The sequence below is a fragment of the Paenibacillus sp. F411 genome (assembly GCF_017582705.1).
In the GTDB taxonomy this organism is placed as follows: domain Bacteria; phylum Bacillota; class Bacilli; order Paenibacillales; family Paenibacillaceae; genus Paenibacillus_AQ; species Paenibacillus_AQ algicola.
Map to the genome: position 1 here is coordinate 129,915 of NZ_JAGFIP010000012.1, position 17,554 is coordinate 147,468.

At 53.8% G+C, this 17,554-nt stretch carries 15 protein-coding genes and 1 pseudogene; 11 read left to right on the forward strand and 5 right to left on the reverse strand.

Annotated features, from left to right (window positions below; all coding sequences use genetic code 11):
* Positions 1-24 precede the first annotated feature (24 nt).
* Entirely contained in the window at positions 25-327 is a 303-nt protein-coding gene (locus JJQ72_RS13550; RefSeq protein WP_138225430.1) for a hypothetical protein, read from the forward strand.
* 88 nt (positions 328-415) lie between these two features.
* Positions 416-1,384 carry a Gfo/Idh/MocA family protein gene (locus JJQ72_RS13555; RefSeq protein ID WP_138225431.1) on the forward strand — a complete coding sequence of 323 codons (969 nt, stop codon included), beginning with the start codon at positions 416-418 and terminating at the stop codon, positions 1,382-1,384.
* Positions 1,385-1,416: 32 nt separating this feature from the next.
* On the opposite strand, the gene JJQ72_RS13560 is transcribed toward JJQ72_RS13555, so the two are convergent.
* The 4 genes from JJQ72_RS13560 to JJQ72_RS13575 form a co-directional block, all read right to left on the reverse strand.
* Complete coding sequence (locus JJQ72_RS13560; RefSeq protein ID WP_175415248.1) at positions 1,417-1,839, reverse strand: YhjD family protein; 423 nt, start codon at positions 1,837-1,839, stop codon at positions 1,417-1,419.
* A 95-nt stretch (positions 1,840-1,934) separates the two neighbouring features.
* Complete coding sequence (locus JJQ72_RS13565) at positions 1,935-2,435, reverse strand: FixH family protein (RefSeq protein WP_138225432.1); 501 nt, start codon at positions 2,433-2,435, stop codon at positions 1,935-1,937.
* 26 nt (positions 2,436-2,461) lie between these two features.
* Complete coding sequence (locus JJQ72_RS13570) at positions 2,462-3,877, reverse strand: PepSY-associated TM helix domain-containing protein (protein ID WP_208204014.1); 1,416 nt, start codon at positions 3,875-3,877, stop codon at positions 2,462-2,464.
* Between the two features lie 249 nt (positions 3,878-4,126).
* On the reverse strand, positions 4,127-7,309 hold the full coding sequence (locus JJQ72_RS13575; RefSeq protein ID WP_208204007.1) for a glycoside hydrolase family 2 TIM barrel-domain containing protein: 3,183 nt from the start codon (positions 7,307-7,309) through the stop codon (positions 4,127-4,129).
* A 130-nt stretch (positions 7,310-7,439) separates the two neighbouring features.
* Here JJQ72_RS13575 and JJQ72_RS13580 point away from each other — a divergent pair, with 130 nt between their 5' ends.
* From JJQ72_RS13580 to JJQ72_RS13615, 8 genes are all read left to right on the forward strand, one after another.
* Positions 7,440-8,279: a helix-turn-helix transcriptional regulator gene (locus tag JJQ72_RS13580; protein WP_208204008.1), complete on the forward strand. Its 840-nt coding sequence runs from the start codon at positions 7,440-7,442 to the stop codon at positions 8,277-8,279.
* Between the two features lie 64 nt (positions 8,280-8,343).
* Positions 8,344-9,096, forward strand: a complete 753-nt coding sequence (locus JJQ72_RS13585; RefSeq protein WP_138225433.1) for a DeoR/GlpR family DNA-binding transcription regulator — start codon at positions 8,344-8,346, stop codon at positions 9,094-9,096.
* Entirely contained in the window at positions 9,093-10,007 is a 915-nt protein-coding gene (gene pfkB / locus JJQ72_RS13590; protein WP_208204009.1) for a 1-phosphofructokinase, read from the forward strand. Before JJQ72_RS13585 ends, pfkB begins: the two co-directional genes overlap by 4 nt.
* Before the next feature lie 25 nt (positions 10,008-10,032).
* On the forward strand, positions 10,033-11,997 hold the full coding sequence (locus JJQ72_RS13595) for a PTS fructose transporter subunit IIABC (protein WP_138225435.1): 1,965 nt from the start codon (positions 10,033-10,035) through the stop codon (positions 11,995-11,997).
* Between the two features lie 255 nt (positions 11,998-12,252).
* Positions 12,253-13,248, forward strand: a complete 996-nt coding sequence (locus tag JJQ72_RS13600; RefSeq protein WP_138227689.1) for a Gfo/Idh/MocA family protein — start codon at positions 12,253-12,255, stop codon at positions 13,246-13,248.
* Positions 13,249-13,254: 6 nt separating this feature from the next.
* Positions 13,255-14,193: a helix-turn-helix domain-containing protein gene (locus JJQ72_RS13605; protein WP_347880752.1), complete on the forward strand. Its 939-nt coding sequence runs from the start codon at positions 13,255-13,257 to the stop codon at positions 14,191-14,193.
* 16 nt (positions 14,194-14,209) lie between these two features.
* On the forward strand, positions 14,210-15,298 hold the full coding sequence (locus tag JJQ72_RS13610) for a Gfo/Idh/MocA family protein (protein WP_208204010.1): 1,089 nt from the start codon (positions 14,210-14,212) through the stop codon (positions 15,296-15,298).
* A 49-nt stretch (positions 15,299-15,347) separates the two neighbouring features.
* Positions 15,348-16,430 (forward strand): Gfo/Idh/MocA family protein, encoded by a 1,083-nt coding sequence (locus JJQ72_RS13615; RefSeq protein WP_208204011.1) that lies wholly within the window; start codon positions 15,348-15,350, stop codon positions 16,428-16,430.
* 109 nt (positions 16,431-16,539) lie between these two features.
* Here JJQ72_RS13615 and JJQ72_RS13620 read toward each other — a convergent pair whose 3' ends face one another.
* A complete protein-coding gene (locus JJQ72_RS13620) occupies positions 16,540-17,385 on the reverse strand; it encodes an IS3 family transposase (RefSeq protein WP_233281177.1) in 846 nt (281 codons plus the stop codon).
* A gap of 22 nt (positions 17,386-17,407) precedes the next feature.
* On the opposite strand from JJQ72_RS13620, the pseudogene JJQ72_RS20550 reads away from it, so the two are divergent.
* A pseudogene (locus JJQ72_RS20550) lies at positions 17,408-17,554 on the forward strand (transposase); the annotation flags it as partial.

The following is a 17,554-nucleotide window of genomic DNA, read 5'->3' on the forward strand; positions in this document are numbered from 1 at the left end:
AAAAGGGGAATGGGAGGCAGGACGATGGAGCACAAAAGCAGCTCGAGAGTTTTAAAAGGGATTTTATTGTGTCTGATTGTGATTGCATTTAAGCCGTACCCGTCAGCTCCGAGTCATTCGAATTATACGGTTCAGGGGCATGAGGGAAGTGAGGCCGTCGTGCAGCTGGCTGAGAACAGAATCGCTGTGGTGGATACAAGCCTGAATTCCGGCTTAAAAGGCGAAATTATGGTTTTTGAGTTTGATGAGGATTTAAAGTCCTTTGAGCCTATTGGAAGATATAATTATATGGACTATTTGTGGAATCCTGATAAATACAACTTTTAATAGTCTATGAAATGGATGGGGCTATATAATGAGGGAGAGAAATGTTTAAATGTGACGCAATCATCGACAGCAGCTAAAGGAGGCAGCTATGACTTTAAAAACAGCAATCATTGGTACCGGCTGGTTTAGTAAAACACACGGAGATATTTTGACCCGGATGGACGGGGTGGAGGTAGCGGCGTTCGTAGGCACCAGTATGGAGAAAGCGGAGAAAGCCGCCGGCCGATATGCATCCGCCGCAGCTTATGATCATGTAGAGCAGATGCTCGATGCTGTAAAGCCGGATGCCGTATATATTTGTGTGCCGCCGTTTGCCCATGGGGACATTGAGCATCAGCTCATCCGCCGTGGTATTCCGTTCCTGGTTGAGAAGCCGCTCGCTGCAGAGCTGGAAACGCCGCGCCAGATTGCGCACGAGGTAAGCCAGACAGGATTAATCACTTCTGTGGGATATCATTTCCGGTACACGGATGCAGCAGCACGGGCAGCGGAGCTGCTTCGGCACCGGAAAGCCGGCATGGCGCTGGGCTACTGGATGGGCGATATGCCGCAGGTATATTGGTGGAGAAAGCAGGATGGCTCGGGAGGACAGTTCATAGAGCAGACGACACATATTGTGGATCTGCTGCGCTGCCTCATGGGAGAGGTGGACGAAGTGTATGCTGCGTTTGCCCAGCGGGCGATACAGGAGCAGTATGAGGATGTAACGGTGCATGATGTAGGCACTGTAACCATGAAGCTGCGCAGCGGCGCGGTTGCGACAATCTCCAACACCTGTATCCTGCCGGAGACAGAGCGTGTGGGCCTGACGATCTATACGGAGCAGGGCAGCCTGGAGCTGCAGCACAATCAGCTTCGAGTGCGAGAGCTGGGAGAGTGGGTGGAGTATCCTAACACAGGCAATCCGTACGAACGTGAGAATGATGCCTTTATTCATGCCGTACGAACAGGCGATGCTTCGCGGATCTTGTCTTCGTATGAAGACGCCTTGAAAACCATGGCCATCACCGATGCGGCTCTACGCTCGGCTCACACCGGCAATTCGATAAAGCTATAACCTGCAGCGCAGCTTCCTTCGGGAAGGCTGCGCTATGTTGGTTTATTGAGCCTTTCAGCAGCAGGTGTGTTGTGTACAGGTTCGCGGGAGTCCTCCTCCAAATTGATGAGGAGCACTCCTGCCAGGCGCCGTTCGAGATCGGCCTTGACGAAGTCCCACTGCAGCTCCATCTGATGACGGTATCCCCGGCAAAGATAAGAAACGTGAAGGGAGTGCTCCCGCCGTCGAGTGTGAATAATTGCAATGCTGCGGGAGCGGCTCTCGTGCTTGAGCAGGCTCAAGCGTGTCATGATCGAGCTCTGAATCTCCTTCACGCGCTGCACGTACAGCTTGGTCAGGCCAGAGCCCTCCATGCCGGCAAGATCCCGTTCCAGAACGTCCAGCAAGACAGGCAAGACAGCAGATTCCTTGACCAGCAGCAGCTCTTCCTGCGTCTGCAGCGGTGACTGCTTCATCTCCTTATCCCCTCCTGTCCGTTCTGCACGATTTGTACATATTATATACCGAACATAGGTTCTCTATGCAAGTGGGAATTCTGCCTAATCACAGCCTAATGATGATGGCCGCCAGCAGAGTTTTCTATTACGGGGGCGGCAGTATCCTGCTCCAGCTGAATCAGCCGGGTGACTGCGGCTTCCCCGATCGCAAAGCGCTGCGTCAGGGTAGACTCCAGCGAACCGGAGGATATTCGGGAGCGTACCTGATACAAGCCATCACGGTCCGGATTAAAGGAAACGGTATATCGTCCGGCATCGGCGGAAACTGCTGGAATGGAAAGGATCGAGTCCGGCTCGTCCTCTAGCCAGAACTCAAAGGTGACCAGAGCACCTGGCAGGGGGGCGCCCCCGGCTTCAACCTTTACTTCAAAAGAATGGTCCTGGCCCTGAACCAGCTCCGCCGGCAGCTGCAGGTCTGCATTGAGATGTGGAAGCAGGCCGCCCGCACCCGCAGAGGGGCTGACGGTGCATCCGCTTAGCAGCAGGATAAGCAGCAAGGGAAGCGCAGCGGTCTTGAACCACAGCGAGGGATGAGGCAATAATGACAATTTCATAGAAATCTCCTTTTTAAGTTATTCGTTTAAGCTGAGAACCAGTGCTTTAATGAAGGAATGCGCCGAATGATGAGCAGATCCAGAAGCAGGACGATGATCAGAGAAAGTCCGACGAGCGGCATCAGGAGGCCCAGAAGCATCATGATCAGCAGCAGGACCCGGGTTGTTCGGCGGTCCTCCGGCCTGCCCGGTGCCCCAAGCCTGCCCTGCGGCTTGCGTTTACGCCACATGACGTAAGAGCTGACAGCAATCAGTACAATTCCGATGCAGGTTATAAGGCCGAGCAGCTGGTTCACCCAGCCGAACAACCGGCCCTCATGCAAGGCGATGCCGAGCGTAATGGCCTTGCCCAGAATTCCGTAATCCGCAAACCGAACATCCGTCAGCACCGCACCACTGTATTGATCTATATGCAGGGTGGCATTATGCACGGGCCTGGTGTGGGCAGAGGATATCGTATAGACACCAGTCTCGCCTTGAGGGAGAGAAATCGTATACGGCAGCTCGATACGCTGCTTGTCTGCGATGTCACGCACCTCCTGTAACGCCAGCGGAAGGTAGCGGCCCGCCGCTGATGCAGGAACGGGCAAGTTCTCTGTGGCCCAGGGAACATGCTCGGCAATCTCTTTTGTAACTGTGACCGATTCCGGCTTCCCCATAAAGCTGAAGGCATAGGGAGGATAGCTGGTATGAGTCGCATTCGCAAGCTTGCTGATTTGACCGCCCAGCACGCCGGACCAGGGAAGGCCGGTTGCTATCAGGATCAGCATACATATCGAGAGCCAAAAGGCGGGCACAGCGTGAAGATCACGCCAAAACCTGCGGCTTCCCGGCTTGCTCAGTCTCGGAAGAAGGGTGCCCCACACGGCTGATTTGCTTCGCGGCCACCATAAATACAAACCGGTAATGACCAGGATTACGGCCCAGCAGGCGGCGAGCTCGACCAGCCGGTTTGCCCAGGTGCCGCCGATGAGAAGCTGGCTGTGCAGTTTTTTGAAGTAGCTGGTGAAGGTCTTGTCATTGTCCAGAATGCCGGTAATCTCGGCTGTGTATGGATTGGCATACATCGTGGACATCGTACCGCTGCGGATTGCGCTCATCTTGACAGCGGCTTTGCTGTCATCAGAAAAGGTGAACGAGGTTATGGCGGTGCCGGGATACTCCCGCTTCACGTAGTCCAGCAGCTCATCCGCAGAAAGCCTTGGGGACGCAGGCTGCTGAATCTGAAGCAGGTCCCTGTATAGATAGCCTTCAATCTGGGGCTTGAACAAGTATACAGCTCCGCTAAATGCGAGAATGACGAGAAACGGAGCGATAAGAATGCCGGCGTAAAAATGCCATCTCCAGACCGCCTGGTACAAATAAGGCGTCCGCTTGGCAGCGGAAGAGGCAACGGTTTTAGAAGCAGGTGATGAGGAGGAGGGCGGGGTGTTATATTCCATTCGTTTCATGGGGTTAGCTCCTTTATAAGTTCATACACATCGTAGTTACGATTATTCATGATAAGGGAGCTCTTGAAAGGAAGCTATAGCTCTTTAGAGTTAATCGTGCAGGATTTTATGTCCGCGTTATGAGCGGATGCCAGCTTAAGCAAAACCAGAGGGGAATTCCCCTCTGGTTGGATAAACAGCACCTCAGACTCCCGGCTAACGCCTTGTTTAAATGCGGGATTGAGGTGCTGAAAGCTCTTCTTATCCGCCTTCCATTACGACCGGACTGACCCGGAAGCTGTATTCATAACGGCCTGGCAGCACCTGAAATGTCGGATGAATATTACGCGTCCAGCCCGTGTCACCGCCCAGACCACTGTGCAAATGATCCAGGTGCACATATACGTTCTCTGTTCCTTCATTCGGCAGCTCATGCACGTGCCGGGCGTTGTCGATGTCTTCCGTACTATGGATATGAACCGCAAAATGAAAAGGTTGATGTCCCTGGATCTGCAAGCCTAATCCGTTCGGGCTTGTCACCTTCAGCCACCGTGTATCCTGTCTTCCGCCGTATTCAACCGGAACAATATACGGGCACGGCTCATCCGCACGAATGGAATAGAGACCAAAGTGCGCGCTGTTCTTGCGGTCCGCATAATTCTCATGGGGTCCTCGGCCGTACCACTCCACGTTTCTCAGAGAAGGGGCTGCCGTCAGCGTAGTGCCAATCCGCGGCAAGAGGGAAGCCGGCAGCGCGGCAGTATCGGTCTGCTGGCGAATGTCTATGCTTCCGTTTCCCTGAATCCGGTAGGAAACCGCGTAGAATATGGTATCCGCATGTGCAGGCGTTCCCATGCGGAAGAAGGTCTCAACCATCACTTCCTGAGGAGAGAGGCGCATTGCAGTCATGTGCATCTGATGGATCTGCAGCTTGTGCAAGCCTAGTTTCTCCCATTCCCCGGCATAGGAATGTGCCGGGTCCTGCCCCCGATCAATGCCGGTAGGTGCCCGATACAGATTCAGGTCTGCCCCTGCAGTCAGCAGGAGTTGATTATCATAGTGGTAGCTGCTCAATCGTCCACTGTTCTTGTCAAAGCTTACTGCAAATGACTTCCCGGAGACAGTCAGGAAGGAGGGGGATTCATCAAGGTCAAGCTTCCCGGCTGTCAGACTTCCGCTTAACCGAGGGGCGATAGCCTTGGAAAGGGGCAGCTGCTGACAATATAGCTCATACCCGGTCTCTGCCCAGACCGTCTCCTGTGACAGCAGAACACGCAGGTTGATGAACGTCTCTCCGGTCTGCCAATGCTCCGGCGCAGCCTCCGGAATAGAGAAGGAAACGCTCTGTTCCGGCATAACCTCAGGCAAAGGCAGGCTCCCGGACTGAACGGGACGGCCGTTCACGATAATGTCCCATGTAAGGCTGACATGCGACAGATCGGTGAACAGGTAATGGTTAGAGATAGAGAATTGCCCGTGTTGCCCATCAACGGCCTCGATGAGGATGGGGGACTGCAGCTTCTTGATCTCATAGGCTCCCGGATGCAGAGCCAGGTCCGGAGAAACGACACCGTTCAGGCACATGTCGGGAACCGGGTCCACGACCGATTCATGGAAATCTCCGCCGTAGCCCCACCGCTTCAAGCTTTTTGACAGCAGCTGCGTAATAGCTTTGTCACTCCAATCCCAGACGAATCCGCCCTGGAATCGTGGAAACCTGCGCACCATCTCCCAGAAGCTATCCAGATTTCCATTGCTGTTGCTCTTGGAATACGCATATTCACACACGATAAACGGCCGGGAATCCGTAGGGTCTGACATTGCTTCAGCCACCCAATCCAGCGAAGGATACATGGGGGAGCGGATGTCTGAAAGAATGGCGCCGGGATCACCGCTTTCATATTGAACCAGCCGGTAAGGATCATAATAACGAATCCAGCCCGCCATCGCGGCATGATGAGGACCCGCGCCGGATTCATTGCCGAGGGACCAAAACAGAATGCAAGGATGGTTCTTGTCCCGAAGCACCATACGAATGCCCCGCTCCAAATAGGCAGAGGCCCATTCCGGATCATTGGACAAATTCCCTTGCACACCATGAGTCTCCAGATTCGCCTCGTCTACCACATACATGCCAAGCTCGTCGCAGAGCTCGTACCAGTCGGGATCGTTGGGGTAATGGGAGGTGCGTACGGCATTGAAATGCAGCTGTTTCATCCGCAGCAGCTCTTGGCGCATCTGGCTGCGGCTCATTGTTCTTCCGGTTTCTGGATGATGCTCATGACGGTTCACGCCCCGGATGATCAAACGGCGTCCGTTCAGCAGGATCACTCCCTCCGGTGAGCGGTCGATTCTGCGGAACCCGACCCTGCAGCTCTCATAATCGACCTCCTGTCCGGAAGGATCCAGCAGGGTCAGTACCAGTGTATACAGGCTGGGGTTCTCCGCGCTCCATAGAATAGGCTCCTGCAGCTCGGTCTGCAGCAGAGCTGCCCCATCCTCCGGCAGGTGTGCTGCCCGGCTGTACATGGGACTAAGTGCCGACACCTGCTGCGCCGGCAATGAGCATACCAGTCCTCCATCCGGGGAAAATAAATGCGCCTTGACCTGGTAATCATCATAGTTTCCGTTTCGATTTACATATCCGTGAACGACCAGCTTGGCGGAACGAAGATCCGGCTCCGGTACCGCAAGAACCTTCATGTCACGCAAATGCTGCCGCGGCTTGCTGAACAAGACGACGGAGCGGTGAAGGCCTGACAGATGCCAGTAATCCTGATCCTCCAGGTAAGTGCCGTCAGACCAGCGCATAACCTGCACAGCCAGCGTATTGGTGCCGGAGCGGACGTAATCGGTTATGCGGAAGGACGCCTCCAGCTTGCTATCCTTGGAGAACCCGACACAAATGCCGTTCACCCATACATAGAACGCCGATTCCGCTGATCCGAATTGGATAAACTGCTCACGTTCAGACCAGGATTCCGGAAGGTTAAAGGTGCTCAGGTAACAGCCGGTGGGATTATCCTCCGGTACGTTCGGCGGCGAGAGCGGCAGGAAAATACTGTCCCGCTCTTCCGGCTTGTGCGCTCTCAGGTGAGCGGCGTGCTCGTCATCTGCCGGGAAAGGATATCTGATGTTCGTGTAGACCGGGGCACTATAGCCCTGAAGCTCCCAGCTCCCCGGGACCTGGATGTCATCCCAGGAGGAGGCATCGAAGGAGGGCTCATAAAAGTGCTCTGTCACGGATGATGGACTCGGGAACAGCTTGAACTTCCAATCTCCATCCAGCACCTGTACGTAAGAAGACAGGCGGCGATCTCCTTGAAGTGCTTGCGAGAAGGATTCATAAGCCCCCCACGGGGCATGCATCGGCTCGCGGTTTCGATGCAGCAGGGCCGGATTCTCCCAGTCTCGTGGGGACTTCAGCGGCAGGTAAGCATTCATGCAAAAAACACCTCCATAATAATCATTTGCGCTCATTGTGATAGATCTGAATTTATTTTTACCTTTATTTCTGGTACTGTAAATATTAATGTTTTGATTGGATAATAATATTTTGCTGGAGGGATTGTCCGTGAACACTCACTTTTATCCACCGTCTCCGTCCTTCATGCCATATGTATGCTATCCGGAATGGATTGGCCGTTATCAGCATTTGCCGCATCATCAGGTTGACCGGCCTGCTGGCTGGTTATCCTCCTACAATCTTCATCTCGTCTTTTCAGGCAAGGGGACGGTTCGGGAAGGGCGTGAGGTACACGAAATGACGACGGGAACGGGATTTTTATATGACATCCATGCGGAGCAGCACTATAGGGCTGATGATAAAGAACCGTGGGACGTATACTGGATTCATTTTCAGGGTGACGGGGTCGAGCAGCTACTGGGATCCGTGCTTGCGGGTGGACGGTGCTGGAAATTTCATTTTTCCAATCCGGCGGCGGTGCAGGGATTATTGGACGACATGATTGCCCAGTGCGAAGTCCGCAACGAAAGAGCAGAGATCCGGCTGTCAGCGCTGCTGTATGAGCTGCTGCTGGAGCTAAGAAGAGAAAGCAGCCCCTGGGACGCCATGTCTATATACAGTGAGCGGGAGCGAATCCATAGAAGTGCTGAATACATTCGGCATCATGTTGCAGAGCATAACAGCCTGGCGGAGCTGGCTGCCGTGGTTGGCTATAGCCCTTCGCATTTCAGCCGGACGTTTCACCGGATTATGGGCATGACGCCTGTTCAGTACCTGAACGAAAGCCGGATTATTGAGGCTAAGAAGCTACTGGTGACCAGCCGTCTTCCTGTGAAGGACATTGCCATAGCTTCCGGCTTCTCTCAGAGCAGCTATTTTATACGCCGTTTTCAAGAATATGTGGGCATGACTCCGCAAACTTATCGGGAGCTGCACGCTTTTGGATGATAATGAATATTTGTGATTGTTTTTGAATGAATTTGTGGTAGAATAACAGTGGAGGCGATGAAAGATGCTGACCGAAGAACGATATCGAATAATAATACAGCGCTTACAAGAGAGCGGAGTCGTAAAGCTCCAAGAGCTTGTCACTTTGCTGGAGGCTTCGGAATCTACGATTCGCCGCGATTTGGTGGATCTGGAGGAGCGCGGGCTGCTGAAGCGGATTCATGGTGGAGCTTCTCTTCCAGGACATAAGCTTCCGGAGCAGGGTCTGGAGGAGAAATCATCCAGAAACATTCATGAGAAGAGTAAGATTGCTTCCCTTGCGGCGATGCAAGTGAAGGATGGGGAATATATTTACATTGATGCCGGAACGACGACGCTGGCGATGATTCCGTTGATCTCCGCGCGCGGGGTCACGGTGGTTACCAACGGTCTGTCCCATATCGAGGCTTTGGCTGACCAGCAGATCGACAGTTATTTACTCGGGGGAAAAATGAAAACAAGGACCCGGGCAGTCATTGGCAGCATTGCGCTTCAAAACATGGAGCATTTTCGCTTTGACCGCTGCTTTCTGGGCACGAACGGGGCCGATGTTCAAATGGGATACACGACGCCCGATCCGGAGGAGGCGCTGATTAAACGCCGGGCACATCAGCTGTCGAGTGCAAGCTATGTGCTGGCCGATGCCAGCAAGTTTGGAGAGGTGTCTTTTGCCAAGGTGCTGGAGGTGCAGGAGGCGGCACTGATTACGGACCGGATGCCAGAGGCCTGGCGCGAGTCCTTCGCCAACAAAACTAAAATAATCGAGGGATCACAATGATATATACAATCACGCTAAACCCTTCTATTGACTATGTGGTAGAGCTGGAGGAGCTTGCACTTGGCGGGTTGAACCGAATGAAGCGGGATATGAAATATGCCGGCGGCAAGGGGATTAACGTGTCCCGAATTTTGAATGAGCTTGAAGCGGACAATGTCGCTATGGGCTTTGTAGGCGGATTCACCGGACAATTTATAGAGGAACGGCTGAAGGAGCATCGTATGGAGTCCAATTTCATTCATATTCGTAAGGATACCCGGATCAACATCAAGCTGAAGCACGGCGCAGAAACAGAGATTAACAGTCAGGGGCCGGTCATTGAGCCTGCTGAAGCAGAAGAGCTGTTGACAAGGCTGGCAGCCAGCCTCCGGCAGGGAGACATTGTAGTTCTGTCCGGCAGCGTTCCTCCTTCGCTGGGCGAGGGGTATTACAACCGATGCATCCAGATTTGCAAGGAGCAGGGCGCAGAATTCGTCATCGATACGACGGGCGCGGCACTGCTTGAGGCGCTGCCCTCCAGGCCGCTGGTCATCAAGCCAAACCATCACGAGCTCGCAGAGCTGTTTCAGACCGAGATTCGTACCCGAGATGAGCTGATTAGCTATGGAAGACGGCTGCTTGGCCTGGGCGCACAGCATGTGTTGATATCTATGGCTGGAGAAGGAGCGCTGCTGCTTCGTGAAGAGCAGGTGTACCATGCCAGCGTCCCTCCCGGACAGGTGAAAAATTCCGTCGGTGCCGGAGATTCCATGATCGGCGGCTTTGTGGGCACGTATGCGCGAACAGGAAATGCGGTGGAAGCGTTCAAGATGGGTACGGCCTGCGGCAGTGCTACGGCATTTGCAGATGACCTGGCTGATCAGGAGCACATTCAGCAACTATATGCCAAAGTACAGCTTCAAGAGCTGTAATCATAATCCTTAAGGAGTGACGACAATGAGAATTACAGATTTGATGATCAAGGAAACGATGATCATGGATTTGCAGGCCGTGACCAAGGACGCTGCTATAGATGAAATGATTAATAGTCTTGCCGCTAGCGGCCGGATCCATGATCCCGTGCTGTTTAAGGAAATGATCTGGAAGCGCGAGGGTGAATCCAGCACGGGCATTGGCGGAGGTATCGGGATGCCGCACGCCAAAACCTCGGCCGTCAAGGAGCCGACCGTCGTGTTTGCCAAGAGCCGCAAGGGTGTGGATTTTGAATCGCTGGATGGCGAGCCGGCGTATCTGTTCTTTATGATCGCGGCACCTGAAGGCGCTGGCAGCATGCATATGAAGACGCTTGCGGCGCTGTCCCGTCTGCTGATTGATGCCGATTTCATCCAGAAGCTGATGGATACGGAAACCCCGGAGAAGGTCACCGCCTTGTTTGATGTGAGACAAGACGAGGAAGAAGAGCAGAAGCGCAGAAAAGAAGCTGCCAAGCCGGTGAAGGCGGCGCAGCAGCATGACCCTTCACCGGCTGCAGCGTCCAGCAGTGGGGAGAAGCCGTTCGTTGTAGCGGTTACCGCCTGTCCGACCGGCATAGCTCATACCTTTATGGCAGAGGATGCACTGAAGAAGACCGCTCAAAGAATGGGCGTTGACATTCGGGTAGAAACGAACGGCTCGGAAGGGGCCAATCAGGTTCTGACGGAGGAGGAAATCCACCGGGCGGCCGGGGTTATTGTCGCTGCTGACAAGAATGTAGATATGGCCCGCTTCAATGGCAAGCCTGTGCTTCAGCGCCCTGTCAGCGACGGCATCCGGAAATCCGAGGAGCTGATCACCAAGGCTGTCGCTGGTGATGCACCGATTTATCGCAGCGAAGGCGTAGCTGCAGGGGCTTCCCGTTCTGGCTCGGATGCGCAGCAGGAAAACGTGAAGGGCGGCGGCAGAGGCATCGGCAGTAAGATCTATAAGGATCTGATGAACGGCATCTCTCATATGCTTCCTTTCGTGGTTGGCGGGGGCATTCTGCTCGCCATTTCCTTCCTGTTCGAGCAGCTGGCTGGCACAGAGCATCCCATTGTCCAGCTCCTGCAAACCATCGGCGGCGGCGGAGGAGCCTTTCACTTCCTCATTCCTGTGCTCGCCGGATTTATCGCGCTCAGTATTGGTGATCGTCCTGCTCTGATGCCGGGTATGGTCGGCGGTTTCCTGGCCCTGAATGCCAACTCCGGATTTCTCGGCGGTTTGGCGGCAGGCTTTCTGGCCGGTTATGTCGTGCTCTTCCTGCGCCGGGGTCTGAAGGGGCTGCCAAAAGCGCTGGAGGGCTTGAAGCCGATCCTACTGTATCCTGTGCTGGGACTGCTGATTACGGGCACGATCATGTACTATCTATTTGGACCGTTCTTCAGCTGGATCAACACGGGACTGATTGATTTTCTGAACAATCTGGGCACCGGTAACGCGATTATCCTGGGTCTGGTGCTGGGCGGCATGATGGCGATTGACATGGGTGGGCCATTTAACAAAGCGGCATATACCTTTGCGATCGGGGTCTTTACCTCGAGCGGCAATACAGACGGCGCCTGGATGGCGGCGGTGATGGCGGGCGGCATGGTCCCTCCTCTGGCGATCGCGCTGTCAACCACTTTTTTCAAAAAGAAATATACCGAGCAGGAGCGCAAGTCCGGGGTGACCAACTACGTGATGGGCTTATCCTTCATTACCGAAGGTGCTATCCCATTTGCGGCGGCAGATCCGCTGCGGGTGCTCACCTCCTGCATACTCGGCTCGGCGGTTGCCGGCGGCCTGACCCAGCTGTGGAGCATTAATGTTCCGGCACCACATGGCGGCATTTTCGTCGCTGCGCTCGCGAACCATGCGCTGCTGTTCCTGCTGGCGGTTGTCATCGGCTCGGTAATCTCTGCATTGGTGCTGAGTCTGTGGAAAAAGCCGATTGAGGCAAAGTAATCCTATAACTATAGAGAGGCTGTTCCGGCACGAGGTGCTGGGGCGGCCTTCTTGCTATTAAGGACTGAGGCTCAGAAAAATGAGGAGTGAAAGGCTTTCACTGTTTTTTTGCTCCGTTTCATGTATAACATTCATTCATGTCGTAATATTGTATAGTCGATGTCGCATAGTTCTACTTAAAAAACGGTGAATGATGTGATACCTTTAGGTAGTGGTTGTCAGGAAATTATAGTGATGGAGGTTACGTCATTGACGATGAAAATCGGAAAAATCAGCTATTGGCACGTGCATGCCTGGGATTACACCAAGCAGGCGCAGGAGCACCCGGATACTGAAATTGCAGCGGTATGGGATGAAGAGCCGAGTCGCGGCCGCCAAGCTGCAGAGCAGCTGGGCGTTCCCTTTTACGAGCATTTGGAAGAGCTGCTGGCTTTGGAAGACATTGAAGGCGTGATTGTGGATGCGCCTACGAATATGCACCGTGAGGTGATGCTGGCGGCAGCCCGGGCGGGCAAGCATATTTTTACAGAGAAGGTCATCGCGCCGACGCTCGCCGAGGTTCATGAAATTGTCTCTGAATGTGAACGTCAGGGTGTGAAGCTGACCGTGTCGCTTCCGCGCCTGAATGATGGGTATACACTGGCGGTGCAGGATATTTTGAACCAGGGACTGCTGGGCAAGATCACGTATGTCAGAACGCGCCTGTCCCATAATGGAGCCACGGCAGGATGGCTGCCGGAGCATTTCTACTCCGCAGAGCAGTGCGGCGGCGGTGCTTTGATTGATCTGGGCTGTCACCCGATGTATTTGACCCGGCTGTTTCTCGGCCAGGATATTACGGGAGTGAATGCGTCCTTTGGTTATGTCACCGGCCGGGAGGTCGAGGATAATGCTGTCGTCACCCTTCAGACTGCTTCGGGAGCGGTTGGAGTCGTAGAGGCCGGCTTTGTAAACAGCCATTCTCCGTTCGCGATTGAAGTGCATGGAACAGAGGGCACCCTGATGTACGGTACGCCGGAAGCCCGGCTGCTGCTGCGGAGCCAGCTGAACAGCGAGTACAGGGAGTGGAAGGAAGTCGCTATTCCGGACAATCGGGAAAGTGCATTCCACCAATGGGTTGGACATGTGCAGAACGACACAGAAGCGACGGATAATGTAAGAACAGCGGTAGAGCTGACAGCGCTGATGGAAGCCTCCAACCGATCGGTCCGCGAACGGCGCACGGTTGCGCCTGGCGAGCTGAAGTCTTAGGGCTTCGTGGAGACGCAGAAGCCGGCAGGAGGCTTTCCCTTTGGCGTCATGTTTGAGAAGCAGGATATGCTGGAGAGGCTGGATATCCGTATTCAGTGGGGACAATATGAAATCCATGTGCTGCGGTTTCATTTGACAGCCTTTCCTCCGGGCAGAATCATTGATTTTCATAACCATGCCGAATTCGAATTCCACTACGTCCCGCGGGGCAAAGGAAAGGTCATTCTGGAGGATCGGATGTATCCGTTGTCCGAAGGCATGATGTACCTGACAGGTCCCGGCGTAATGCACTACCAGGAGTCGGACGAACGGGAAGGCATGAATGAGCTCTGCCTGCATGTGGCGATTACGGCCCGGCCCTCGCCGAATGCAGATCCCTGGGAAGCGGCAGAAGCGGAGGAGTGTATCCAGAAGCTGAAGGAGCTGCCCTTGAAGCCAGCTTATGATACCGATTTTGCCATGCCCTGCTTCCTGGAGGCCTACCGGGTGTGCGACAGCAAGCCGACCGGCTATTACACATCCATCAAGCAGCAGGTAATCAGCATTCTGCTCCGTACTGTGCGGGCTTATGATACCGAGGGCATTCGGGTGGAGGCTCCCGTGAGGGACATGCTGTCCCATCGTTATGAATATGCAGTCCATTACATGAAAGCTAATTATGCCGCCAGCCTGACGCTGGACAATGTCGCCGAAAAGCTGAACATCAGTCCACGGCAGCTGCAGCGTGTGTTCAGGCAGATAGATCCAAGCCGCTCATTCAGCAAGGTGCTGGAGGAGATTCGGCTGGAGGAAGTATGCCAGCGGCTGCAAGAAGGCCAGATGCCGATCGAACAAATTGCGGTCCTGGCCGGGTTCACAAACGCAACGTATTTGCATGCGGTGTTTCGGAAGCGCTTCGGGATGACTCCCGGCGCTTACCGGCGTCAGCAAGCCCAATCCCTATAAAGCGAGGTAGATTAAGATGAGTAAAGTATATCGTATTGGTATTATTGGATGCGGCGGAATCGCCAACGGCAAGCACCTGCCGAGTCTTAGCAAGCTGGATCAAGTCGAGCTGGTTGCTTTTTGCGACATCGTGGAGAGCCGGGCCGAGGAGGCTGCTGCGAAGTATGGTACGGCTTCAGCCAAGGTTTACAGCGACTATCAGGAGCTGCTGAAGGATGCCAGCCTGGACATTATTCATGTCTTGACGCCGAATGATTCCCATGCGGAAATTTCAATTGCTTCTCTGGAGGCCGGCAAGCATGTGATGTGTGAGAAGCCGATGGCCAAAACCGCAGCGGATGCACGCAGCATGGTCGAAGCAGCCAAGCGTACCGGCAAGAAGCTGACCGTGGGCTACAACAACCGTTACAGACCGGACAGCCTGTACCTGAAGAAGATGTGTGAAGAGGGCGAGCTGGGTCATATTTATTATGCCAAAGCTCATGCGGTTCGCCGCCGCGCCGTACCAACCTGGGGTGTGTTCCTCGATGAGGAGAAGCAAGGTGGAGGCCCGCTGATTGACATCGGCACCCATGCACTGGACCTGACGCTGTGGATGATGGATAACTACAAGCCGAAGGTGGTTCTGGGAACGAAGTATCATGAACTGGGCAAAAAAGAAAATGCCGCCAATGCCTGGGGCCCATGGGACCCGGAGAAGTTTAACGTTGAGGACTCCGCATTTGGTATGATTGTGATGGAGAACGGCGCGACAGTTACGCTGGAAGCGAGCTGGGCGCTGAATACTCTCGAGGTGGATGAAGCGAAATGCAGCCTGAGCGGTACGGAAGCGGGTGCAGACATGAAGGGCGGCCTGCGCATTAATGGCGAGAAGTATAGCCGTCTCTACACGAATGAAGTGGACCTGAAGGCAGGCGGAGTTGCATTCTACGCCGGAACTGCCGAAGGTGACGCCGATGTGGAAATGAGAAAGTGGATCGAGGCGGTAGATCAGGATCTCGAGCCGGTCGTTACACCAGAGCAGGCCTGCGTAGTATCCGAAATTCTGGAGGCCATTTACGAATCATCCCGTACGGGCAAAGCGGTATATATGAACCAAGACTAACTTGGTTGCGCGCTGCGCGCCATAGATAAATTAAAGGAGCTGTATGTATATGACTGCGAGCAAGCACGCTGTCGTTATTGTGGGATACGGAGGCATGGGGAGCTATCATGCGAGGCTGATTCAGGGACACCCGAAGCTGGAAGTGACGGGCACCTTCGATCTGCTGGAAGGACGCCGCGAGGCTTCGCGGGAGGATGGCTACCCAGCCTACGATTCCTATGAAGCGGTGCTGCAGGATGCGGCGGTGGAGGTCATACTGATCGCAACCCCGAATGATGTGCACAAGGAGCTGGCGGTGCAAGCCTTAGAGGCCGGCAAGCATGTCATCTGTGAGAAGCCGGTGACGCTGTCGGTTGAAGATTTTCATATTATGGTATCTTCTGCTAAAGAGGCAGGCCGGACCCTCATGGTGCATCAGAATCGCCGCTGGGACGAGGATTTTCGGGTGGTAAGGCAGATGTACCGCGAGAACACGATTGGAGAGCTGTTCCGCATTGAATCCCGTGTTCACGGTGCGAACGGCATCCCGGGTGACTGGAGGCATTTGGAGGAGTTTGGCGGTGGAATGCTGCTGGACTGGGGCGTTCATTTGCTAGACCAGCTTCTATATATGATCGACAGCCGGATTCTTCGTCTGAGCAGCCGTTTGAGCTTTATTCTTGGCAATGGTGTCGACGATGGTTTTGAAGCGATGCTGGAGTTCGAGAATGGGATTTCCGCTGTTGTCGAAGTGGGAACGACCAATTTTATTACACTCCCTCGCTGGTATGTCAAGGGCACCGAGGGCACTGGCGTGATCGAGGACTGGTCTCTGCAGGGCCGGACAGTTACGCGTAATCCGGACATGGCCCATGTGGAGCCGAAGCCGATTCAGGCCGGGGTGGGCCTGACCAAGACGATGGCGCCGCCATCGGAAGAGGCGACCATTACCGGTACACTGCCGGAGGCGTTTCATATGCCGTGCAGCTTCTTCGATAACTTTGCAGAGGTGATTGAAGGCAAGGCCGAGCCGATTGTCAAGAATGAAGAGGTGCTTCGGGTGCTTCATTTGATTGACGCGATATTCCAGGCGGCACGCACAGGAGAAACGCTCAAGGACTTCGATCTGTATCCGGCAGCCCCAACGGTCTAAGGCGACGGCAGCATAGATTGAGCTAAGAAATCCAAAAGATCAAAGACTCAGGTCTGCGTAATCTGGACCCCATGCCAAGGACACTTAAAGAAAGAGTGGTATTGAAGATTTACGAGGCGGACAATAGATGATTCCTGTATTGAACAGGGGTCATCTTTTTTAATCCCCATTGATATCTGTGGTTGTTGTAATAGCGGATGTAACGATTCATTTCTTGCTTTAGCTCTTGAAGGGAACGGCAACTACGATGATCGACATGGTCCTTCATGTGGCCGAAGAACGATTCTTGGGGAACATTGTCCCAACAGTTCCCGCGTCTGGACATTGACTGGCCTAACCCATTCTTTTTTAGCAACTCCTGATAGATGGGACTGGTATAATGGCTGCCTTGATCCGAGTGGATGAAAGCATTCTTTTGAAGCTTTAGACGTTTCTGTTTCTTGAGAACGTCAACAGTATCCGTGGCGATGTCTAATGTCAGCCGATTGGATATGTTGTGAGAGAGGATCTCACCCGTTGAGGCATCCAGTATGGTCGACAAATAGGCCATCTCGGAGCGGCCGTATGGAAGGTACGTGATATCCGTAAGCAGGGCCAGACCTGGTATGCCCTTCTTGAAGTCCCTCTGTAGGGGATTCGGTAAGGTTCGGTGTTCCAGCGTAGCTTTGGTCATGCGTTTATAAGGGTTGGGTTTTCTGTGCGTACATACGATGTTAAATTTCTTCATCAGTCTACGGATTTTCTTTAGGTTATAGATGACACCAAACTCGTGCTCAAGAATCATCTTAATGGAGCGTGAGCCCTTTTTGTAACCCCTTCGTTCGAAAGCCTTCTTAATCAGCTCCCCAGCCTCAGCATCCGAACGAATCCGCTCTAAGCGTGAATCTGCAGCTTGTAAGTAGCTGTAATACCCCGAACGAGATACGTTAAGCAATGAGCAGAGGTATCCCGTCATACCTATTTAGCCCCCAAATGGTTTTGCAGATCTGACGAAGAAAAACCTGGCTAAACAGCTGTTCGACGACTTGGTAAATCGTTGTAGGCAAGAAGGCGTCATTGATGGCAGTCACGTCGCGATCGACAGCGCTGCGATTCAAGCTTACGAGAAAAAGAACCCTGAAAGT